This is a genomic window from Acetobacter oryzoeni (assembly GCF_004014775.2).
Classification (GTDB): Bacteria; Pseudomonadota; Alphaproteobacteria; order Acetobacterales; family Acetobacteraceae; genus Acetobacter; species Acetobacter oryzoeni.
The window spans coordinates 2284699-2306199 of the sequence record NZ_CP042808.1; the positions used below are offsets into that span (position 1 = coordinate 2284699).

Here is a 21501-nt window from a genome sequence, read left to right on the forward strand (position 1 = left end):
ATACAAGGTGGTTGCACCACACAACAAAAAGGGCGGAGGGGTTTAAAACCCCTCCGCCCTTTTTACATGATCTTCAGAACGAAGACTGAAACCTTAGAAAGAAGGCTTTTCATGAAGAGCAGATACCAAGCGTGTAATGGTATGTGCCTTTAGGGCTTCTGGCCCACCTTCCGTGCCATAGCCGGAATCTTTCATGCCACCAAACGGCACTTCCGGCACACCAATGCCATGATGATTAACGGCAACCATGCCGGCTTCCAGCTTTTCACCCAGCAAGCGTTCCGTGCGTTCACAACGTGTGTAAACATAAGCTGCCAAACCATATGGCAAACGGTTGGCTTCCGTTACTGCATCAGCCAGATCAGAATACTCATCCATAATGGCAATCGGGCCAAAAGGTTCTTCCTGCATCACCCGCATTTCTAGCGTTGGCTTCAACACCAACGTGGGTGGGAAGAAGCATCCTTCATTTGGCATGGAAATATCGGGCTGCCACAGCTCCGCACCTTTCTGGCGGGCATCAGCCACCAGTTCGGTCAATGCCTTCACACGGCGCTCATTCACCAATGGCCCCATGGTCACGCCTTCATCCAGACCATTGCCGATCTTAAGCGCGCTCATCTGAGCTTTGAATTTTTCAATAAATGGCGCTGCAATTTCCTTGTGTAAAAGGAAACGTGTGGGAGCAATGCACACCTGCCCGGCATTGCGAAACTTGGCTGCTGCCAGACGTTCGGCAGCAGCATCCAGATCTGCATCCGGGCACACAATAACCGGGCCGTGGCCACCGAGTTCCATGGTTACTGGCTTCATCTGCGCACCAGCCAATGCTGCCAGATGCTTGCCTACAGGTGTAGAACCCGTGAAGGAAATCTTACGCACAACGGGGTGAGCAATCAGATACTCAGAAATTTCTGCTGGCACACCATACACCAGAGAAACTGCACCTGCCGGAATGCCGGCATCACAGAAGCACCGGATCAGCTCTGCCGGAGAAGCGGGCGTATCTTCCGGGGCCTTTACAATAACCCCACACCCTGCACCCAAAGCGGCGCCCAGCTTGCGGGCAATCTGGTTGATGGGGAAGTTCCACGGTGTAAAGGCAGCCACAACACCTACAGGGCGGTGCAACACGCGCTGTTCCACATAAGGCGCACGCGGTGGCACCAGTTCATCGTTCAGGCGGCGGCCTTCTTCACCGAAATATTCAATAACACCGGCAGCGCCCTGAATTTCGATAATTGCCTGAGCAAGAGGTTTGCCCTGTTCCTCACTCATAATACGGCCAATCTGCTCTGCCCGTTCACGCAGCAGATCTGCCGCCTTGCGCATAATCACAAAGCGATCCCACGCCGTAAGGTTACGCCATGCCTGGTAACCTACCTGCGCACCCGCAACCACTTTTTCTAGATCAGCCTTGGAAGCATGGGCTACCTGCCCAATAACCTGACCCGTAGCCGGATTGGTTACTGGAATGGTACGACCATCTGCCGCATCTTGCCATTTCCCGGCCACCAACAGCTGCGTGCGTATTTCTTTTTCTGACATCTACATCTCTCAAGCAGAACGGGCAGACATCCACCATGGAGCCTTTGTCCGGATTTTTTTTGCTGACACCATTTTATGTACTGCCATGCAAGAAAAAAGAGGTCTATACACCCCAGCGCATAATGGCTTCCTGCCCGGCTCAGTTCCATCCGGCAGGGCTATTATCCCTCAAACCCTCAGTTGTATCAGTAGAAAGCCCATGCTTTTCAAAACCCTGTCCGGTCAGACAATCATCGGGCTGTGCGCCTTGTTTGCTGCCACTTTTACGGCCATTACCAGCGAAGTTGCCCCCGTAGGGTTGCTGATAGATATGGCAAATTCCTTCCATATCACAGAAGGTAAAGCCGGTCTGGCAGTCAGTGCATATGCGCTGGTTGTGGCGCTGGCGGCGGTGCCGCTCACCATTCTTACAGCTAAAATCAACCGCAAGACACTCATGCTGTGGGCTCTGATTGGCTATATCGCGTCTAATCTCATTGCCGCTTTGGCGCCCACCTTTGCCATTTTGTGCTTAGGCCGTGCCGTGGGCGGGGCTGCCCATGCGCTTATGATGTCCATTGTTTCTGCTTATGCAGCGCATCTGGTTCCCCCTCGCATGACAGGACGCGCCATTTCCTTTGTATTTGGCGGCACATCTTTGGGGTCTGTTCTGGGGGTACCCGGCACTGCCGCTATTGGACAACTGGCAGGCTGGCGGGTTTCCATGATGGTGGTTACGGGGTTGGCCGCTATTCTCACCGTATGCATCGCGTTTTTTCTGCCCAAGGTCGAAGCATCTTCCAGTTCCGTGCATCTTCCTTCATTCCGTACACCAGGTGTTGCGCGGGTTTTTGCGGTGGTGATTGCCGTAAACACGTTGTTCTTTCTGGGGCATAACCTTTTGTACACCTATGTTTCACCATTGCTGATGTCTCATGGGTTGCCAGAAAGCGCGCTGAGTATCGCCCTGTTGATTACAGGTGGCGTGAGTATTCTTGGATTATGGGCTGCCGGACAGATGGTGGATTCCAGACCAGCACTCGGGTTGCTGGTAGCTGGCCTAATTACCGCGTGCGGTATGGGCTCGCTCTGCGGTTCTCTCCTTAGTGGGTGGAGCGCTGTTGCTGCTGTAGGCTTGTGGTGCGCAGGTTACGCCGCACTTATTCCGGTTATTATGTCTGGTGCTATTCGCAGTCGCGCCACAACGGCTGATATTGCCGGTGCAGCCGTAAACGCCAGCAGCAATGTGGGTATTCTGTTCGGGTCTGCCGCTGGCGGCATGATTTTAAATACCGCCGGACTTTCCGTCCTGCCGCCCATGGCTGTTGGCATTGTTATAATGGCCACAGCATTAGGGCTATGCAGCCCCGTTGCCTTCCCCCGCGTGCTGCATGATCATTCAGAATCCGAAAGCTGATAGGGAGCTAATGCCTATAAGGCTTTCCCCTTAAGCACTAATGGCAGCCCGGCTGCCACAAACACAACCTGCCCTGCCTGCGCCGCTATTCGCTGGTGCAGGCGCCCTGCCTCATCCCTAAAGCGGCGGGCCAAAGCATTTTCTGGCACAATTCCCAGCCCCACTTCATTGCCTACAAGAATGGTGGGGGCTAAGCGCTCTGGCAACACTTCCAGCAGGCGGTGTGTTGCTTCCTCAATATTTTGGTCATCCAGCAACATGTTGGTCACCCACAAGGTCAGGCAATCCACCAATACAGGCAAATGCGCATAGGTTTTTAACACCCATGCAATGTCAAATGGCTCTTCAACCGTTTGCCATCCCTGTTCTGTGCGGCTGGCCTTGTGGTGCTCAATCCGTTCCTGCATTTCTGCATCAAACGCTCGACCTGTTGCCAGATAGATCCAAGGAGATGGCAAGGCAGTTAGCATTGCTTCAGCTAAACCACTCTTTCCTGAACGGGCGCCCCCCAAAATCAGAACAGTGCCCTGCGTCCCTGTTTCTGTTGGATTGAGAGATAGAACACTCATGCTATATGCGCCTCACCATTTTTGTTTGCTTACATCCTTATAACATCACAAAATCAACGATATGCCAGCATCTCCTTCTTTTTCTAACGCGCCGCTCTGCCTTAGTTCCATGCAGGAACTCAGAAACCTATGTAGCAATTTACCGCAAGCAGATAAGGCTGCCCAAAACGCCATTGCACAGCGTGAGCTGCAGCTTACCAAGCCCGAAGGTAGCCTTGGCCGCCTTGAAGAACTGACAAGCTGGCTAGGTGGGTGGCAGCAACGTGCCACACCACAACTGGAAAATGTGCAGGTCTTGGTTTTTGCAGGCAACCACGGAGTAACGCGGCAAGGAATCTCTCCTTGGCCTTCTGATGTTACAGCTCAAATGGTCAGTAATTTCCGTAACGGAGGGGCTGCTATCAACCAGATCGCCAGAACGGTTGAGGCATCCTTGCACGTTATTCCTGTGCATGATCTGCAACCTACAGCAGATTTTACGCATGCAGCTGCCATGACAGAGCAGGATTTCTTGCAAGCTGTCACGCTTGGCTACAATGCTGTTCCATCTGACTGCGATCTACTGTGCCTGGGTGAAATGGGCATTGGAAACACCACAACCGCAGCAGCTTTGGCCGCAGCCTTATTTAAGGAAAGCGGCATTATCTGGGCCGGGCGCGGAACCGGTGCAGATGATGCAGGGTTAAAGCGCAAAGCAACTGTTATTGACGCAGCACTTACCCTGCATCAGCACGCATCTTCTGATCCATTGGAAACCGCACGTTGTGTTGGTGGATACGAACTGGCAGCCATATTGGGCGCCACATTGGCGGCCAGGCATAAAAACGTACCCGTGCTGCTAGATGGCTTTGTTTGTACGGCAGCCGCTGCACCTCTTGCGCGGTTACATCCCGATGGACTGGCCCATACCTGCCTTTCGCACTGCGCTACCACAACAGGACAAACGCATCGCCTTGCCTCCTACCTTAAATTAGAACCTCTTTTGGGATTAGGGCTCAGGTTGGGGGAAGGCTCAGGCGCTGCTCTCGCTGTTTCCATTTTACGTGCTGCACTCGCCTGCCACACAGGTATGGCTACTTTTGCAGAAGCCGCTGTAAGCCAGAAAACATGACCTCTTCTGGCTCCCTTTCCATATTAGGTAGATTACGGTTGCATTTGGCCTGTGGGGTTGGGCTTCTTACCCGCATACCTGTGAACTGGCTGTTACCTGCTGCTTACCAAAATAGTTCTGCTTCTTGGCCCTTGGCGCAATCTATCTGGTGCTGGCCTCTTGTTGGCATGGGCATTGGAGTATTTACCGGTGGACTGTCCGCAACATTACAACTGAGCCACATTCCGCCCCTTGCAGCAGCAGGCATAGCGTTAGGAGCGCAAGTTCTTATAACAGGCGGCTTACATGAAGATGGATTTGCCGATACCGCCGATAGTTCTGGTGGCATAACCCCTGAGCGCAAGCTGGAGATCATGCGTGATAGCCGCATTGGCAGTTACGGGGTGCTGGCTTTGTGTTTGGCAATTTTGATACGCGCGGGCGTGCTTTCATCCATACATTCCATCGCGCTGGCTTGCCTAATATGTGGGCTTGCTGGATGTTTGGCACGTGGCGCGTTTTTGGTTGTTACAAAAACAGTTCCACCGGCCCGGCCTGATGGTCTGGCACGATCGCTTTACCCCTTGCCACGCAACAATCTAACAATCGCTATAGTGGGCTCAATCTGTCTTAGCACTTTGCTGACAGTATTTTTAATACCCGTCCCGCTTACAACGGCATATGTACTAACATTTATAGCACTTCCTCTTTTACTGGCTTTGGCTATCGCCTTACTGATAGCCCAATATGCAAAACGCAAACTTGGTGGCTATACAGGTGATATTCTAGGAGCCTGTGCTGTTATTACAGAATGTGTAATTATGACGGTATTATCAGCGCTTTTTTATTAAAGTGCACACCAATCCTGCAAAGCTTCTTCCAACCTGTGCCATTGCTGTTCGGATGCAGGCAAGCCCATGCGCAGCCACTGGGCATTGTACGGGAAAATCCGGGTTACAATTCCTTTCTGGCAAAGATGCTGCCATAAATCTGTGGCCTGTTCGCATTCTACCAGCTCAAACAAAACAGCTTGGCCTTTGTGATTTAATCCTGCTTTGGTCAGTAATTTTTTTAAACGAGAACTTGCAGTACGCAGTTTAATTGAAGCCTGCCTTAACCATTCTCTATCCTGCAGGGCTTGGCATCCAACTGACAACCCAATGGTGCTCACAGGCCATGATCCCAACAGATCCCGCGCATATGCGGCTATGCTAGGTTGAGCCAACAAAAACCCCAGCCTAACCCCCGGCAACCCATATGTTTTGCCAAAAGAACGTAAAACAAGCAACGCAGGGTGCGGCAATGCAAACGCAACACTTTGGCCAGTAATATCTGCAAAAGCCTCATCCACCACCAACCAACTTCCCGCAGTCTGACAGGTATGAGCCAAATCAAGCAGATGCGAAGCCTGTATCAAACGCCCATCAGGATTATTGGGGTTACATACAACGCAGACCGTATTCTTTTGCTGTGCTGCCAATTGTAGATCAGCAAAATCAGATACTTCTGAAACTGAAATGCCGTTCTGCTTCCATGCCTGCACATGCCCGGAATACGTTGGCCCCAATATGCAGGCCCGTTCTGCCTTCAACACCCTTGGCAACAAAGCAATCAGGCTCTGGCTTCCTCCACCAGCAACCACCATGCGGGCGTCAGAAACGCCATAAGCTGTAGCAGCAGCATGCTGTAACGCCGCTTCTTCTGCCTCTTCTGGTAATGTGTGCAAAGCAAATAGATCGGGCAATTTTGCTGGGTAAGCAAAGGGACTGATCCCTGTAGAAAGGTCTACAAATGGTTGCGGTGCATCTGCAAACATCTGCATAATTTTTTGCACTTGCCCGCCATGTACAGGGATATAGCTTGGTGCTGATGATGTTTTTGCAGGCGACACAGAAACTGCAGATGCCTGTTGCAGCGGATACCCCTTGCCTTCTTGCCGCTTTTCCCGCACGCCTGCATCTGCCATGCTGCTTTATCCTTTTTCTACAACCCTACCCGTTGCCGCTATAGCTGCGGGGCTAGAAGCTTTATGCGGATATCCTGCACCGCTGTTTGCTACAATAAGCCACCCTGTTGTGTGGATTGGCTTCTTGATAAACAGGCTGGAGCAGACGTTCAACCGGCCTGAATGGTCAGATACCGCACGCCGGATATCCGGTTTGTTCACGCTTTTGCTGCTTGTTGGTATTCCTGTCGGGCTGACGGTACTGATCCTCCATATTGGTTATATGCTTTTACCTGCAACTTTTATGCTTGGTGTGCAGGCTGTAGCCGCATGCACACTGGTGGCTCAGAAGTCTTTATGGGTGCATGTCAAAGCAGTTGCCACGGCACTTCAACACAATGGAGTGGAAGGCGGACGCAATGCGGTAAGCCAAATTGTGGGGCGCGATACATCTGTGCTGGATGAAACCGGCGTTGTGCGTGCAGCCTTGGAAAGTCTGGCAGAAAACTTTTCCGACGGCATTGTTGCCCCTTTATTGTGGACGGCATTACTCGGCTTGCCCGGAACTGTCTTTTATAAAGCCGTTAACACGGCAGACAGCATGATCGGCCACCTTAACCCTCGTTATGCAGCATTTGGCATGGCTGCTGCCAAAATGGATGATCTGATTAACCTGCCTGCTTCCCGCTTGGCCGCATTGTGTATTCTCCTTTCCAGCCCCCCAACACACTGGCGCACAATCTGGGCCGCCATTTGGCGAGATGCGAGCCGCCATCGCTCCCCCAATGCAGGATGGCCAGAAACAGCTCTAGCCACGGCTCTTGGCGTGAAATTTGGTGGCCCCCGCAATTATGCAGGCACCATAGTAGATGATGGGTGGATTGGAGAAGGCACCACAACTGCTACCCTGCATGATTTGGAACACGGCCTTACCCTTTACCGCAGAGCGTGTGGTATTCTGATAGGTGGGTTGCTGCTAGCCGCTATTGGCTGCATGATAAAGCCATGACAGCACCTTTTTTCTCACCTTCTTTTCAGAACCAATTAGAGCAACTGCTTATATGGCGGCGAGATGTAAGGCATTTTCGCACAACACCCCTCCCAACGCCCGTCCTGGATGAACTGCTGGAAACGGCTTGCTTGGCACCCTCAGTCGGGTTGAGTGAACCATGGCGCTTTGTGCTGGTAAATGATTCTCGCCGCCGCGATGCTATCCGCCAGAACTTTATGCGCAGCAATACGCAGGAGCTGGAAGGGCGCGAAGGAAAAGATGCGGAACGCTATGCTCGGCTAAAACTTGCCGGGTTGGATGATGCTCCCCACCATATTGCTGTATTTTGTGAAACCAACCCCAAACAGGGGCGTGGGCTCGGCCGGGCCACTATGCCGCAAACCACCACATGGTCTGCTGTTATGGCCATTCATACTTTTTGGTTGGCTGCCACTGCACGCAGTGTTGGGGTAGGATGGGTTTCCATTCTTAACCCGCAAGAAGCACATGCTGCTTTAAGTGTTGAACCTAATTGGCAGTTTCTAGCCTATCTATGTGTTGGCTTTCCTGAACAACATGCCAACACACCTGAACTGGAACGCCGCGGGTGGGAACAACGCAACCCAGCCCGAAGGCGGTGGATTCAACGTTAAGGCATGTCATTTTATCAAATACCAGTTGGCACAGAGGCCAGCCGCAACACGGCATCAAGATCAATATGTTGTTCCAGATGATCAGCTAACGCATCCAATGCCTGTTCGACACTTTGATCATGGCACATAGGCAAATCTGCGCCAGCTGTATTCCATACGCCATTTGGCTGAAATGCAGCCCCACCTATACGTGCCAGCAAAGCCATACGTGCGGCGCGATGGTTGAAAATACCGTGCAAATAGGTGCCCCATACATGCCCATTGGTAGAAACGGCACCTTCGGGTTGGTTATCCAAATAAATCAATGGGTTTTGACAATCAGGGCCTGTTGTTTGCCCTACATGCATTTCATATCCAGCAACTTTACGACCTTCTATTGCCAGCTTTCCTTCCTTGTGTTCCAGACTTTTATCTCGGCTTAAAACTGTATCAATTTTTAACAGCCCCAAGCCTTCCGTCTGCCCTACTGCTCCTTCTGTTCCATAAGGATCAGCAACAGTCTTACCCAACATCTGGTAACCACCACAAATCCCCATCACATAGCCGCCATTAGCTACGTGTTCTGCAATCTGCTTGTCCCACCCCTGCTCTTTCAAACAGGCAAGATCAGATAGGGTTGCTTTTGATCCGGGCAATATAATCAGATCACATTCTGGCAAAATCTGCCCACGTTTAACCGGAATAAGGTGCACACCTGGTTCTGCATAAAGTGGGTCTAAATCATCAAAGTTCGCGATCATCGGCAAAAGAGGCACAACAACACGCAACGAAGTATTTTGATTTAATTTTGTTTTTGAATTCTTTTCTGCATACGCAAGTTTTTCATCCAGATCCGCAGCATCTTCTGCTGGCAGGCTCCTCACTTTTGGCAAATCCGGTACAAGCCCTAATGGCTGCCATCCTGTGCGTTCAGCAATAAACTGCATCCCAGAAGCAAATAATGTTGGATCACCCCGCATACGGTTTACAATAAACCCTTTAATACGTTGGGCATCTTCCTGACTTACAACAACCTGTGTGCCAACAAGGCTGGCAATCACTCCGCCTCTATCTATATCCCCCACAAGTACAACCGGTGCATTTACAGCTTCTGCAAACCCCATATTGGCAATATCATGCGCTCGTAAATTGACTTCAGAAGCAGACCCAGCACCTTCTACCAAAACCAGTTCTGCCTTGGCCGCAAGTTTGGAAAAACTTTGTAAAACAGCCGGCATTAAAAATGCTTTTCGGCTCTGATAATCCCGCGCTTGCACTGTTTCTTCAATACGCCCTTGCACAACAAGCTGCGCGCCTGTTTCCCCTTGTGGTTTGAGCAAAACAGGATTCATATCCACGCTTGCAGGCACACCACAGGCACGCGCCTGCAAAGCCTGAGCACGCCCAATTTCACCACCATCCCATGTTACTGCAGCATTATTGGACATGTTCTGCGGCTTAAAAGGTAACACTCTCAGACCGCGCCGCGTAAAAGCCCGCGCAAGACCTGCAACAAGTGTAGATTTGCCTACGCTGGACCCGGTGCCCTGCACCATCAGAACGCGAGCACTCAAAACTCTATACCTTCCTGCGCTTTTACGCCTGCTTTGAAATGGTGTTTCACCAATGTCATTTCTGTTACCAAATCTGCTGCTTCCAGCATGGCTTCCTTGGCATTACGGCCTGTTACGGCAACATGCTGGTTTGCCGGGCGTGCGGAAATATCTGCCAACACCTGTTCTATAGGCAGGTAATCATATCTGAGTGCAATGTTTAGCTCATCCAGAATAACCAACCCAACATCCGGGTTTGCCAGTGTTTGCTGTGCAACACGCCATGCACGCTGGCACGCAGCAATATCTCGCGCTTTATCCTGCGTTTCCCATGTAAAACCTTCACCCAGAGCGTGCCATTCCACCAGATCTTCAAATCGCTCCAGCGCCTTGCGCTCCCCCGTATGCCAAGCCCCCTTGATAAACTGGATCACAACAACACGCCGCCCATAGCCGAGCATCCGCAAAGCCAGACCAAACGCTGCAGTAGATTTTCCTTTTCCGGCACCTGTATTTACAATCAACAGGCCTTTTTCCACTATCTTGCTGGCAACTTCTTTATCTTGCACAGCTTTGCGTTTTTGCATTTTGGTACGGTGATGCTCTGCATCCTGTGCTGATGCTGGCTTTTGCGAAGTTGTCATACCTGGCACGGTTCTTTCTTTTTATGATGTTTGTGAAAATCTGCTTCAGTTGAATTCAAGTTGCTCTTGTCACCTACCATGAACAAGCGCGCAAACCCCTGCGGCATAGAAGGTGCAAGAAGCTGCGGTTTATAGCCGCCTGCAAAGGCGCTAAGCAGCCTTAGCGGACCCCCATGCGATAAAACACATACATTTTCTTCGCGCTGACACACTTCGCGCCAAAAGCTTTGAATTCTCTGATGCAGATCTTGCCCACTTTCACCTTCTGGCGGTGCAAAACCTGCCGGATTCTGTGCCCATTCATCCAGCAATGTGCGGTCTATATCCTGCCAACGCACACCTTCCCACCTACCAAAATTCAATTCCGCCAACCGATGATCCACGCGCAATTCCATACCTGCGCTTTGCGCCAAACGCTGCGCCATCTGCCAACATCTTTGCGCAGGAGAACTGTATAGAACCTGGCACACAGCACCTTTTGCAAGAACAGAAAGCCCAGAAACGATATTCTCCCACCCAGGTTTGAGAGCAACATCCTGCCTGCCATAACAAACGCCCTGTGCAACCTGAACAGGAGCATGCCTTACCAGCAACACGGGAAAAGATCGCATTTCAATATCTCCTTCTCACCGCCTGCCCCAGCTTTATCAGGACGGCAGAGCACTTTGTGCATACCTTGTTATCACACAAATTTCCGCGTTCGTTTTTGCATATGCTCTTTTCACAAATAGGAAGAGTTCAAAATTTTCTGATTGGAACACCGCGCCAGAACATGAAAGAATGACCCGGAAACCAAACCACGCTGACCACCACATACACCAAGGGATGTGCCATCACCTGCTACCAAATCAGCCAGTGGCACATCATCACCTGTTTCCGTGACTGTAGCATAATGGAATTCATGCCCACGCAAGCGTGTACCTGCACAACCCAATACGTTATCTGCCAGTAATGTGGCTTCACGATAGCCCAAATGCAGCTTCCGATGTGCAAAAGATGTTACATGCCCTAACAAACCTGTCATGGAATGTATTTGCCCCTGTGCATCTTCTAACGCACGGCCCAAAACCATATAGCCTCCGCATTCCCCATGCACTGGGTGCTTAAGCGCAAAATCCTGCAACCCTTTTTTAAAGTGCTCTGCCTGCGCTACTTGGCCTGCATAAAGTTCCGGATATCCTCCGGGCAGCCAACAAGCATCACAAGAAGTATCTGGGGCCTGATTGGCCAAGGGAGAAAACGGTATCAATTCCGCACCAGCTTGCCGCCAGAATAAAGAAAGATGCCCATATAGAAACGAAAAAGCGGCATCATCCGCCACGGCAATGCGTTGCCCCGGAGGAGGAATACACGCCTTTGCCATGGATACCTGATCCACTTTCCGCTCAGCCAAAGGCGCTGCCGCTTCTAAAATGGCATCCAAATCCAGTTCACGCTCTGCCTTATCTGCAAGGTCAGATAACCACCCTGCGAGGTTGCCGTGCTCACGCGCCTGCACCAGCCCTAAGTGCCGTTCTGGCAATACCTCACCCTTTTGGCGCAGGAGGGCACCACAAACAGGCAGATCCGCCATAGCCACAGCAGAGCGCGCCAAACGCTCATGCCGTTCGGATGCAACGCGGTTTAGTACAACACCATGCACCTGCACAGCATCGGACCACCGTGCAAAACCCTGTGCAATTGGCCCGACAGATTGCCCCTGTCCGGAAACATCCAGCACCAGCAAAACAGGAATACCAAATAGAGCTGCGATATCAGAAGGCGCGCCACGTGCACCCTCTGGCGCCATCAATCCATCAAACAACCCCATGGCAGATTCCACCACAACCACATCTACATCTTTGGCAGCGGCATCCATAATGCCAGCCAATAAATCTGTAGGCATGCACCAGCTATCCAAGTTCAGAGGTGGGCGATGTGTGATAGCGGCATGAAAAGCGGGATCTATATAATCCGGCCCAGTTTTAACGGCCCCAACCCGTAACCCTCGGCGCTGAAAAGCTGCCAGCAATGCAAGCGTAACCGTTGTTTTGCCACCACCAGAGCGAGGGGCCGCAACCATGATAATACGAGGGGCCTTCATGCCTTGTTTTCCTCATCCAAAACACAAGCCACACTATTTCCCCGTGGATGCCACAAGCCTCTTTGCCATGCATCGGCAAAACGTGCGCGCATTGCTTCTCGTGCTGCTGGGTTTTCCTGTTTCAAAAATGCATCACACACGGCGTTACCTAAGGTTTGGTCAAAAACCAGATCAAATTGCCTATCAAAGCGTTGGGGCAACGTAGCCGCAAATCCGTGCAACGCATCTAGCCCACGCGCCATTTCCGCTGCCCCTGCGTATCCGTGCTGCTGCATGCCATAAATCCATTGCGGATTAGCCAACCGGCCACGCACAATACGCGCCACTTCCTGCGCTGCTGTACGTAAGCGGGGCATATCCGGCCGAGATGTATCTCCATGTAATATAGTTGGCATTGCCCCTAATGTAGCTGCGGCGGCAGAAAGACCACCTTCATGCGCAGCTATATCCGGGCTTTCTAAAATATCGGTTTCTGCATTGTCCTGCACATGCAGCACAGCTTCTGCCTGACCAACCAAATTGGAAAGCGCCTGCATATCCTGCTGGCCATCCCTGCCACCACCATATGTCCAGGATGATCCTTCCAACCAAGCTGTTCCGAGTTCCTGCTTATTGTCCCAAGCGCCTGTATTCAGGCGTTCCTCAACACCTGTGCCGTAATTACCAGCCGCAGCCCCAAAAATACGGGCCGTGGCACGCTTTCGGGCCTCTCCTTCCAGCCCTTTGACAGAAGCTGCCAAAGGGTTCCATTCAGCCGGTTCATTTCGTTGGGCAACAGCAGTCACAGCTTGATCAAACAGGGCTATCTGATCTGCAAAAGCATCCCGAAACAAGCCAGAAACACGCAAAGTTACGTCCACTCTTGGCCTGTCCAGCAATGGCAAGGGAATAATTTCAAACCCGCATACATGCCCTGTACTGGCAGTGCGCTGCACTTCCACCCCCATAAGGCGCAAGGCAAGCGCCATATCCTCACCGCCCGTACGTAAACTGGCAGATCCCCACATATCCATAACAATATGCGTTAGATGTTCCCCCTGTTCCTGCAAATGCCTTGTCAGCAACAGTTTTTCCATTTTTTTGGCCAGCACCATGGCAGAGGGTGTAGGCAATGCACGTGGGTCCACCGTAAACAGGTTACGCCCTGTTGGCAGCACATCTACGCGCCCGCGGGTTGGCGCTCCTGCTGGACCAGGTGCGACAAAACGCCCACTTAATGCTGCAAGAAGCGCCTGAGCCTCTGCTTGTCCACTTTGCATGATTTTATGCGCGACCTTAGACGTAAAAGCAGCATCTTCCTGCCGCCCACAGGCCTGCGCAATAATTTGCACCAGTTTTTTGGAATGTGTAGCTGGTTTGCCAAAAACATGCAGGCCATCACGAATTTGCAGATCTTTTACATCGCACAAATAAGCATCAAGCCGTGCAAGTGCTTCTGCTTCATCCAGTTCTCCGGGGCGCACACCACTTTCGGCCAGCATACCCGTGCGTATGGCTTTATCCAGAATATCAGCACGCAATAAAGCACCGCGACGAGGATCCAGCCCATCTGCCTCAGCATATTCATCAATCAGGCGTTCGAGTTCCTGCGCCTCTGCCGAAAGTTCAGCCTGCATAACAGGGGGCGTCATATGGCCAATAATAACCGCACCCAAACGCCGGCGTGCAGCCGCAGCTTCGCCCGGATTATTAACAATAAATGGGTAAATAACTGGTAAATCACCTGTTAATACGGTTGGCCCACAAGATGGAGATAACGCCACGGCCTTACCGGGCAACCATTCCAGTGTGCCATGCGTACCTAAATGCACCATGGCATCGAGCTTTTTCACATGCTGCAACCACAAGTAAAACGCAACATATGCATGGCATGGCGGTGTATCAGGATCATGATACAGGGCTTTACGATCAGCCACCGCCCCTCTGTCTGGTTGCACAGCCAGAGAAATATTCCCTAGCTGAATGTAACGCAGGCAAAAAACACCATCTTTTACATTGGCATCCTGTTCAGGGTCACCCCATGCTGCACAAACAGATTGCACAAAAGCCGGATCTAAATCTGCCAAAAGCTGACGATAGAGCTTTGTATCAAGAACAGGCTTGGAGCAGCTATCAATCAAAGCAGAAGCAAGGGCTTTTGCATCAGGAGCATCTTCTGCTCCTATATTATAGCCTGCATGATGCAAGAATGTGAGAATGGAAGATGTAGATGCAAAACCATCCAATCCCACAGCATGCGCTATATGCGCTCCAGATTTTTCTAGCCCCGCGCCTGGATAATCAGACAGAATAATAGATATTTTCTTGTCTGGTTGTGGAATTTTCCGCAATCTAGCCCATGCAATTGCACGGCCTGCCACCAACTTTATACCTGGTTTATAAGGATCTCTGAACGCAGGCTGCCCGGGCTCAGCATCCTTTCTGAAAGAAATTGGAAAAGTTGCAATTGTACCATCCAACTCTGGCAAGACCACTTGCATGGCCATATCTGCCCGCGCCAGACCACGTGGGCTTTCTTCCCACAAAGCCTGTGTACATCCCGGCTGCAAAAGTTGCAGAATAGGCGCATCAGCCACATCCAATGGTGAAAAACCATTCTGGTTTCGTGCAGAAAAGCACGTTGCATCCAGAACAACATCAGGTTTTGCAGATTGTAGGTAATGGCTTACATCTTTAGAAACGGATGGATCCTTTAAAGAGGTAACATACACAATCTCTACAGCGCAGCCACGTTGTGCCAGTTCTTCTGCCAGAGATTCCGGGCCTGCCACATCCCCTACCAGCAAATGCGCGCGATACAGGAGTATGATCGCTTTTATCTGGAGTTGCGCCTGAGCTATGGCAGGAGAATAAGAACGATAGACACCCCATGCAGGCAATGCTTTGGGTTGTGTTCCCTTATCTTCCTGCATACCCGCAAGAGCAGACATGAGCCCTAATGCCGCACAGATGTTATCTGGGCCACCTTGCTGGAAAAAACCATTTAAGCGCGCGTAATGTTCAGCAGAAACGGTGGAAAGTTCTGCCAGCCGCCTATCTCCTCCTATATGTCCTACTTGTTGCTGCGCATCAGAGCTATGGCTTTGCAAAATATCACCAGGTAGCAAAGTTAGCGGCACACCTGTTTCACGGCTCCATGCCGCCAACTCTTCTGCCCCATAGCGCCAGTAATCCAAACCACCCAGCAACCGCACGACAACACAGCGCGCTTTTTGCAATGTAGTTTCAATATACAGATCAATCGACATAGGGTGGCGTAACCGTGCAAGACTTGTAACCTGCAAGGTAGGACGCAACGCGCTTCCTTCAGTTTGTGCACGTAAGAGAGCTTCTGCATGGCGCAGGGCCAGAAGATCGCTTTCTGTAAAAGAAAGTACAATCAGATCAGCTGAAGGAAGGTTAAGATCTTCCGCCACTTCCTGTTCATCAAGCGTCCGGTTTTCCCGCACCAAGAGATGCATAAGCCCACTCCGTCCTTAATCAGGCCGTTACCAATGTACCGCCAAGCGCCTTGGCTATGGCCGGAGCCTCCAGCCCCTTTTGCCCGATCACGACAATGCGGCCTTCTCGTCCATCATTGGCAGCAAGAGGACGATCAAATTCGTGCCGAAAACGCGTTCCCACACCCTGCACTGCCAAACGCATGGCCTTACCTGCCACTGCGGCAAAACCTTTCATGCGCAGCACATCATAACGGCGTGCTGTATCCTGCAAGAGCGTTAAAAACTGCTCCACACTCTGTTGCTCAGGCACACGCACCACAAAACTTTCGAAGTCATCATGTTCGTGTTCGCCATCTTCTGCATCATGATGGGAAGGACGAGCGGCCAGATCAGCTTCTGCCGCAGCTCCGATACCAAGCAATATGGCCGGATCTACCTTGCCTTCCGTGGCACGTACAATCTGCACAGGGCGCGGTGCTGTGTGGCGGATTTCATCTTCAACACGTGCGAGTGCATCTGCATCAAGCAGGTCTGTCTTGTTCAACACCACAAGATCTGCAGCGTTGATCTGATCTTCAAAAACCTCTGCCAAAGGGTTGTCATGATCTAGGGATGGGTCTGCTGCACGCTGCTGGGCAATAGCTTCCGGGTCATCTGCAAAACGGCCAGCAGCTACTGCTGGTGCATCCACTACGGTTATCACCCCATCAACAGTCATGCGGTTGCGCACTGTTGGCCACCCAAAGGCCTTGAGCAATGGTTTAGGCAGCGCCAGACCTGATGTTTCAATCACCACATGTTCTGGCGGATCGGCCCGATCTAGCAGGGCTTCCATTGTTGGCAGAAAATCATCTGCTACCGTGCAGCACAGGCAGCCATTGGTCAGTTCGACAATATCATCTTCCTTGCAGCCTTCCACGCCGCACCCGCGCAGAATTTCTCCATCAATGCCAAGAGAACCAAATTCGTTCACCACCACGGCAATGCGGTGCCCTGCTGCACGCTGAAGAAGATTGCGCAAAAGGGTTGTTTTGCCTGCCCCTAAAAAACCAGTGATAATGGTTACAGGCACGCGAGATGCGAGTGTCATGAAGGCTCCTGTTCATCATAAAGTTGTGCGGGAACACGCCCCAGCACCATATTGGAAAGAGATGCCGGACGGCGCGAAGGCATGACCGTGCCCCGCGCGGATTTTGCATAGAGTTGGGCATACGTCAGAAGATCTTCTGCTTTTTCAGCGCCCAGATGCCCTAATAACCATGTCCAACGCTCTGGCATGGCAATGGCTGCAGTGCATCCGCGATCACAGGCAGCCAGACACTGCACCTGACGCAACAGAACCGGAGCTTCCTGCCCAGCAGCTTCTGCTTCCTGCACCAAGGTCTGCAAACGTGCATACAACTGGGCACCCGGCGGCTGATCCATAGCAGGCCCACCACGCCGACATGTGACACACACATGCAAAACAGGGCGATTCTGAGGTGATTTTTGAGAAGAATCGGACGCTTCGGCCATGCTGTATCCCTGAAATAACTACCATTCTAAAAGAACGGCTGCTTGAAAAGGGGTGCAGATACCCGGCGCCCCTGCCCAGAGATGACAGAAGAAATGCACCCTATGGTGCATCTATGCCTGCCGGGCACCCCGCCAGCAGCAACGCCAGAACTTAATAATTAAGGCCCGCCTATATGCTTACGCATAAGGCACCAATGGCAGGTTTCCTGGCTTGTACCCACATATGCTCTCCCTTACAGGCCAGAACATAAAACAGCGTTCCCTACCTTCCCAGCCTGTACGTAGGCCAGTGGCACATTGGGCCAGAAAGCCCATACGGAACACCATGGGTAACTTACAGTTGCGGGGGCAGCGACGGCCTTGCACCGTTCTTCCCTTTTCATCCCGTAAAGGACACCATTAGCCCGCGCACAATGCGCATAAGCGGCCTTTGCTTTCAACCCGCAGTTTTAGCCCTGCAACTTTAAAAGTCTGCTGATCTGAAACAGGATTGAGGCTTCACGCTAATGTTCCTGTGCTTTGCAGCCTTATTTCCATTATTGACGCGCAAAACAGCTATGTTATATTCGTATGAATATACTTTATATGTCAAATATTCTTTCGCTAACTAATGAGGATTCCATGACCTCCCCACGCGTTCTGCCCACACTGGATGAAACGCGTTTTTCAGACATGGCGCTTACCTTCCGCATTATGCGGTTAGCCACCGTCTGGCGCACGCAACTGGACCGGGCCTTACGCCCGCATGGCATGACATTGGCCAGCATGCGCCCGATGGCTTATTTGATGATGATGCCCGATGGCGCCACGCAAAGTGATCTTGCAGCCGCCATGAATGTGGATTGCTCGGCACTGGTGCGTATTCTTGATTTGCTAGAAAAACAAAAGCTGATTACTCGCCTGCAGGATACGCGGGACCGGCGTGCCAAAAAACTTGTGCTTACTTCTGCTGGGCAGGAAAGATGCACGCTGTTCCATACCATTGCAGCGCAACTTGAGCAGAACGTTCGCCAGAACCTTACAGAAGATCAGGTACGTAGCTTAATTCATGATCTGTCCTGCATGCTGGAAACGCATCATGAACGCTAGATCTGAGCACAGCAGTCATACGCTCTTTTCCCTTAACACTCTATTATCCCGCTGCTTACCGGCCTTTTTTTCTGATGAAGCCCAATGGAATGCTTTTAAAGCTACCGCAGGTTATTCTGCCCGCGTGTTTTTGTGCATTGGCATTGCCGTTTTTCTGGCATTTATGTTCCAGCTTCATTCCCCCCTCAGTGCAGCCACAACTGTTCTTATTGTGGCAAACCCAACTGTAGGGGCCATGGTTTCAAAAAGCGTATGGCGTGTTATCGGCACAGTTATTGGGGCTGTTATTAGCGTTGGCATTATGGCCGTATTTGTACAGTCTCCCGTTCTGTATTTTGCAGCGCTTTCTGTTTTTGTAGGTATAGCCTGCATGGTGGCCACGTTTCTGCGCTTCTTTCGTGCCTATGCTGCCGTGCTAACCGGTTATACAATTGTTATTATTGCTGCACCCGCTTTTGCAGACCCAGACAATATCTTTCTTTCTGCAATGGGGCGCTTATCTGCCGTGGTAACAGGCGTGGTGGTAACAGCCTGCGTATTTATGGTGACAAGCCCGCGCAAACCCAGCGCGGTGATGGAAAAGCTGGGAAACGCTTTTCGGGATACCATTCTCCATGCAAAAAACTTTCATGCACAGGAAGGTCTTTCCGCCACACCGGAAGAACATGCGGCAGAAGAAAACAACCCATCTGAAACCACAGATACCGCAACCACAGGCACAGCATTCCGCAGCCTGCCACAACCCCTTTATGATAGCCGCAGCCGCCTTCTGGCAGGTATGGCCGGTTTAACACCAGCCATAGAATTTGCTGCTGCAGATGACCCAGATATGCAGGCCCGTATTTCTAACCTGCGTCTGGCTCTCAACCGTTTAACCGGGCTGATTGTCAGCTATCATCCCTATTGGTTAAACCTCTCTTTGGTGGATGCACAATCATGCCCCGTGCATCAGCATGTTGCCGAAACATTAGAGCACATTCTGCATTTTACAGAGCAACCCGGTTGGCTGGAAAACCCCGCACCAGTTTCTACCTGCCTGCATGATTGCCTGAAAAATCTGGAACAACTTTCACGCAATAATCCGGCACCCGGCTTGCTGGCAACACTAGATAATACGCGTGATATTCTGGTACAGATAGATCTGGCCCTGTACGATTTGACGAGCTTGCGCCGCGATCGTGAATCCTCTTACACGCGCCAATATCTGGAATGGCCAGTTGCCTTGCGTAATGGTGTGCGCGGCATGTTTATTGCGCTTCTGGCTGGCATGTTATGGTATGTTTTCCACTGGAGCGCAGGCCCTATGCTGATCCTGTATGTGGTGGCAGCCTCCAGCCTGCTTTCAACGGCGCCCTCTGCCGGCAAAGCAAGCCCCATGATGGCAACTGGGACGATGTTGGCCGTGCCTATGGGATTTTTATGCCATTCCCTGTTTTTACCCCGCATAGATGGCTACCCGCTTTTATGGCTGACGCTCTGCCTGTTTCTGCTGCCCGGTGTATGGCTACAATTTCACCCACGCTACAGCATTGGTGCATTTGGATATGCGGTGTTTTTCACCATGCTGCTCTCTATCAACAACCCTATTGTTTATAATGACCTGGCACTTACCAATAACTGGATGACCATGGTGGCAGCCTGCGTGCTTCTGGTGCTGGTTTTTCGGGTTATTTTACCGCCAGATCATCGGCTGGATGCTGCACGGTTAGTTTCTTCCCTTACGCGTAGCCTGCAACAACTGGCTCTTTCCCATAGCCGCAAGCCGGTGCAATGGATTGCATGGGAGGGTCTTCAACTTCAGAAAATTACGCGGTTGATGATGCGTCTTTCCTTTATTCCTTCCGGTATAGACAGGCAGGGATATACAGATGCAGCCTTTGCAACACTTTCCCTAGGAAGGCTCATTTTACGCCTGCGTTGGAATGCAGAACACGTAAAACTCAACACACAGGCGCGCTCTGCTCTTGAAAATGCCTTAAAAGCCTTTGCCATGTTACGTCATACACCATTAGCTACTGCAGATGCTTTGGAACAGGCTGCCGCCATTATTCATGCCACAACCACAGAGCATGAAGGTGCCTCTCTTATGCGGGATAGAACCATATCCTGCCTTATGCAGGCTGCCGGTATTATCCGCGCCATACCAGGATTTTATGATAAATACGGCCCCATCCATCGCTCTGTAGATGAAGCTGGCGCAGATGCATCCGTTTCTACGCTGGCTTAGTGGTGTTGTTATGGAATGAAATAAAAAGTTTCCTAAAAGAAAAGCCATAATGATGAATTTAATTTTATCAGCCTGTTTCTATTTATAAAGAACTTCTGCCCTGCCAGTTGCTTAATGCTTAAGTCATCACTCATAAAAAGAAGTATCTGGCATGGCATACTCCGAAACATCGCCTCCGGTGACATACCGAAGAGCCAACCCAGCTCCATTAGGTTTAATGGGGTTTGGGCTCACAACCGTTCTTCTCAATTTACATAATGCAGATCTGGTGCCTATGGGGTCTGCTATTTTGGCCATGGGGCTTACATTTGGAGGTGTGGCCCAAATTCTGGCAGGGATGCTGGAGTATGGTAACGGCAATACTTTTGGCATGACAGCTTTTACGGCTTACGGTGCATTCTGGCTTTCATTCGTGGCACTTATTAGCTTGCCGCATACTGGCATTGTGGATGCCAGCAGCCCTAATCTTGTAGGTAGTTACCTGCTGGCGTGGGGATTGTTCACTTTTATCATGTTTATAGCCTCACTACGCGCCACACGGGCACATCAGGTTATTTTCCTGAGCCTGACTGTTCTATTCGCCTTACTGGCCACGGGTGATATGCTGGCTATGCCAGTTGTTACACAGTTTGCTGGATATGAAGGATTGTTCTGCGGTTTTTCCGCCATCTATCTGGCTGCTTCCGAAATACTGGAAGAAGCATTCGGATATGCAGTACTGCCGATTGGCAAACCGGCCCCGGCTTCCATATCTTTCCGAACCGCATCTGCGTAAA

Annotated in this window: 18 protein-coding genes and 1 riboswitch; of the genes, 8 read left to right on the forward strand and 10 right to left on the reverse strand. The window is 51.2% G+C overall.

From position 1 onward, the window contains the following. Nucleotides 1-93: 93 nt before the first annotated feature. Entirely contained in the window at nt 94-1548 is a 1455-nt protein-coding gene (locus EOV40_RS10620) for an NAD-dependent succinate-semialdehyde dehydrogenase (RefSeq protein WP_050818511.1), read from the reverse strand. Nucleotides 1549-1633: 85 nt separating this feature from the next. On the opposite strand from EOV40_RS10620, the gene EOV40_RS10625 reads away from it, so the two are divergent. Beyond that, the gene (locus tag EOV40_RS10625) at nt 1634-2944 is read left to right on the forward strand and encodes an MFS transporter (protein WP_196332586.1); all 1311 of its coding nucleotides are present in this window, start codon (nt 1634-1636) and stop codon (nt 2942-2944) included. A gap of 14 nt (nt 2945-2958) precedes the next feature. Here the strand turns inward: EOV40_RS10625 and cobU are convergent, their stop codons facing one another. After that, nucleotides 2959-3513 (reverse strand): bifunctional adenosylcobinamide kinase/adenosylcobinamide-phosphate guanylyltransferase, encoded by a 555-nt coding sequence (cobU, locus tag EOV40_RS10630; RefSeq protein WP_050818513.1) that lies wholly within the window; start codon nt 3511-3513, stop codon nt 2959-2961. Nucleotides 3514-3574: 61 nt separating this feature from the next. Between cobU and cobT the strand changes: the two genes are divergently transcribed. Both cobT and EOV40_RS10640 read left to right on the forward strand, forming a co-directional pair. Beyond that, the gene (cobT, locus tag EOV40_RS10635; RefSeq protein ID WP_128105943.1) at nt 3575-4624 is read left to right on the forward strand and encodes a nicotinate-nucleotide--dimethylbenzimidazole phosphoribosyltransferase; all 1050 of its coding nucleotides are present in this window, start codon (nt 3575-3577) and stop codon (nt 4622-4624) included. Further along, nucleotides 4621-5454 (forward strand): adenosylcobinamide-GDP ribazoletransferase, encoded by an 834-nt coding sequence (locus EOV40_RS10640; RefSeq protein WP_128105944.1) that lies wholly within the window; start codon nt 4621-4623, stop codon nt 5452-5454. The genes cobT and EOV40_RS10640 overlap by 4 nt, the downstream gene beginning before the upstream one ends. On the opposite strand, the gene cobD is transcribed toward EOV40_RS10640, so the two are convergent. Beyond that, nucleotides 5451-6569: a threonine-phosphate decarboxylase CobD gene (cobD, locus tag EOV40_RS10645; protein ID WP_128105945.1), complete on the reverse strand. Its 1119-nt coding sequence runs from the start codon at nt 6567-6569 to the stop codon at nt 5451-5453. The genes EOV40_RS10640 and cobD overlap by 4 nt on opposite strands. On the opposite strand from cobD, the gene cbiB reads away from it, so the two are divergent. Together cbiB and bluB are read left to right on the forward strand one after the other, a co-directional pair. Further along, nucleotides 6568-7557, forward strand: a complete 990-nt coding sequence (gene cbiB, locus EOV40_RS10650) for an adenosylcobinamide-phosphate synthase CbiB (protein WP_128105946.1) — start codon at nt 6568-6570, stop codon at nt 7555-7557. The two genes, cobD and cbiB, sit on opposite strands and share 2 nt — an antisense overlap. Then, nucleotides 7554-8192 (forward strand): 5,6-dimethylbenzimidazole synthase, encoded by a 639-nt coding sequence (bluB, locus tag EOV40_RS10655; RefSeq protein WP_128105947.1) that lies wholly within the window; start codon nt 7554-7556, stop codon nt 8190-8192. The genes cbiB and bluB overlap by 4 nt, the downstream gene beginning before the upstream one ends. A 14-nt stretch (nt 8193-8206) precedes the next feature. Here the strand turns inward: bluB and EOV40_RS10660 are convergent, their stop codons facing one another. The 7 genes from EOV40_RS10660 to EOV40_RS10690 form a co-directional block, all read right to left on the reverse strand. Beyond that, complete coding sequence (locus tag EOV40_RS10660; RefSeq protein ID WP_128106252.1) at nt 8207-9727, reverse strand: cobyric acid synthase; 1521 nt, start codon at nt 9725-9727, stop codon at nt 8207-8209. Between the two features lie 14 nt (nt 9728-9741). Then, complete coding sequence (gene cobO / locus EOV40_RS10665) at nt 9742-10368, reverse strand: cob(I)yrinic acid a,c-diamide adenosyltransferase (protein ID WP_128105948.1); 627 nt, start codon at nt 10366-10368, stop codon at nt 9742-9744. Beyond that, nucleotides 10365-10979, reverse strand: a complete 615-nt coding sequence (locus EOV40_RS10670) for a histidine phosphatase family protein (protein ID WP_128105949.1) — start codon at nt 10977-10979, stop codon at nt 10365-10367. Before EOV40_RS10670 ends, cobO begins: the two co-directional genes overlap by 4 nt. 110 nt (nt 10980-11089) lie before the next feature. Next, nucleotides 11090-12451, reverse strand: a complete 1362-nt coding sequence (locus EOV40_RS10675) for a cobyrinate a,c-diamide synthase (protein WP_128105950.1) — start codon at nt 12449-12451, stop codon at nt 11090-11092. Then, nucleotides 12448-15912, reverse strand: a complete 3465-nt coding sequence (gene cobN / locus EOV40_RS10680) for a cobaltochelatase subunit CobN (RefSeq protein ID WP_128105951.1) — start codon at nt 15910-15912, stop codon at nt 12448-12450. The genes EOV40_RS10675 and cobN overlap by 4 nt, the downstream gene beginning before the upstream one ends. A 19-nt stretch (nt 15913-15931) precedes the next feature. Continuing rightward, nucleotides 15932-16984 carry a cobalamin biosynthesis protein CobW gene (gene cobW, locus EOV40_RS10685; RefSeq protein ID WP_050818524.1) on the reverse strand — a complete coding sequence of 351 codons (1053 nt, stop codon included), beginning with the start codon at nt 16982-16984 and terminating at the stop codon, nt 15932-15934. After that, nucleotides 16981-17409, reverse strand: a complete 429-nt coding sequence (locus tag EOV40_RS10690; protein WP_128105952.1) for a DUF1636 family protein — start codon at nt 17407-17409, stop codon at nt 16981-16983. Before EOV40_RS10690 ends, cobW begins: the two co-directional genes overlap by 4 nt. Before the next feature lie 179 nt (nt 17410-17588). Continuing rightward, a riboswitch (cobalamin riboswitch) is annotated at nt 17589-17825 on the reverse strand. Between the two features lie 154 nt (nt 17826-17979). Here EOV40_RS10690 and EOV40_RS10695 point away from each other — a divergent pair. From EOV40_RS10695 to EOV40_RS10705, 3 genes are all read left to right on the forward strand, one after another. Next, a complete protein-coding gene (locus EOV40_RS10695) occupies nt 17980-18498 on the forward strand; it encodes a MarR family winged helix-turn-helix transcriptional regulator (protein ID WP_128105953.1) in 519 nt (172 codons plus the stop codon). Beyond that, nucleotides 18488-20725: an FUSC family protein gene (locus tag EOV40_RS10700; RefSeq protein ID WP_128105954.1), complete on the forward strand. Its 2238-nt coding sequence runs from the start codon at nt 18488-18490 to the stop codon at nt 20723-20725. The genes EOV40_RS10695 and EOV40_RS10700 overlap by 11 nt, the downstream gene beginning before the upstream one ends. 151 nt (nt 20726-20876) lie before the next feature. Beyond that, entirely contained in the window at nt 20877-21500 is a 624-nt protein-coding gene (locus EOV40_RS10705) for an acetate uptake transporter (protein WP_128105955.1), read from the forward strand. The last annotated feature ends 1 nt before the right edge of the window (nt 21501 follow it).

Bases quoted from the DNA above. Each gene is read 5' to 3' on its own strand.
- cobD (WP_128105945.1), bottom strand. From the start codon at position 6,569: ATGGCAGATGCAGGCGTGCGGGAAAAGCGGCAAGAAGGCAAGGGGTAT.
- EOV40_RS10675 (WP_128105950.1), bottom strand. From the start codon at position 12,451: ATGAAGGCCCCTCGTATTATCATGGTTGCGGCCCCTCGCTCTGGTGGT.
- EOV40_RS10640 (WP_128105944.1), top strand. From the start codon at position 4,621: ATGACCTCTTCTGGCTCCCTTTCCATATTAGGTAGATTACGGTTGCAT.
- cbiB (WP_128105946.1), top strand. From the start codon at position 6,568: ATGCTGCTTTATCCTTTTTCTACAACCCTACCCGTTGCCGCTATAGCT.
- EOV40_RS10625 (WP_196332586.1), top strand. From the start codon at position 1,634: ATGCAAGAAAAAAGAGGTCTATACACCCCAGCGCATAATGGCTTCCTG.
- EOV40_RS10690 (WP_128105952.1), bottom strand. From the start codon at position 17,409: ATGGCCGAAGCGTCCGATTCTTCTCAAAAATCACCTCAGAATCGCCCT.
- EOV40_RS10700 (WP_128105954.1), top strand. From the start codon at position 18,488: ATGAACGCTAGATCTGAGCACAGCAGTCATACGCTCTTTTCCCTTAAC.
- EOV40_RS10660 (WP_128106252.1), bottom strand. From the start codon at position 9,727: ATGGTGCAGGGCACCGGGTCCAGCGTAGGCAAATCTACACTTGTTGCA.
- cobO (WP_128105948.1), bottom strand. From the start codon at position 10,368: ATGACAACTTCGCAAAAGCCAGCATCAGCACAGGATGCAGAGCATCAC.
- EOV40_RS10670 (WP_128105949.1), bottom strand. From the start codon at position 10,979: ATGCGATCTTTTCCCGTGTTGCTGGTAAGGCATGCTCCTGTTCAGGTT.
- cobU (WP_050818513.1), bottom strand. From the start codon at position 3,513: ATGAGTGTTCTATCTCTCAATCCAACAGAAACAGGGACGCAGGGCACT.
- cobT (WP_128105943.1), top strand. From the start codon at position 3,575: ATGCCAGCATCTCCTTCTTTTTCTAACGCGCCGCTCTGCCTTAGTTCC.
- cobN (WP_128105951.1), bottom strand. From the start codon at position 15,912: ATGCATCTCTTGGTGCGGGAAAACCGGACGCTTGATGAACAGGAAGTG.
- cobW (WP_050818524.1), bottom strand. From the start codon at position 16,984: ATGACACTCGCATCTCGCGTGCCTGTAACCATTATCACTGGTTTTTTA.
- EOV40_RS10705 (WP_128105955.1), top strand. From the start codon at position 20,877: ATGGCATACTCCGAAACATCGCCTCCGGTGACATACCGAAGAGCCAAC.
- bluB (WP_128105947.1), top strand. From the start codon at position 7,554: ATGACAGCACCTTTTTTCTCACCTTCTTTTCAGAACCAATTAGAGCAA.
- EOV40_RS10620 (WP_050818511.1), bottom strand. From the start codon at position 1,548: ATGTCAGAAAAAGAAATACGCACGCAGCTGTTGGTGGCCGGGAAATGG.
- EOV40_RS10695 (WP_128105953.1), top strand. From the start codon at position 17,980: ATGAATATACTTTATATGTCAAATATTCTTTCGCTAACTAATGAGGAT.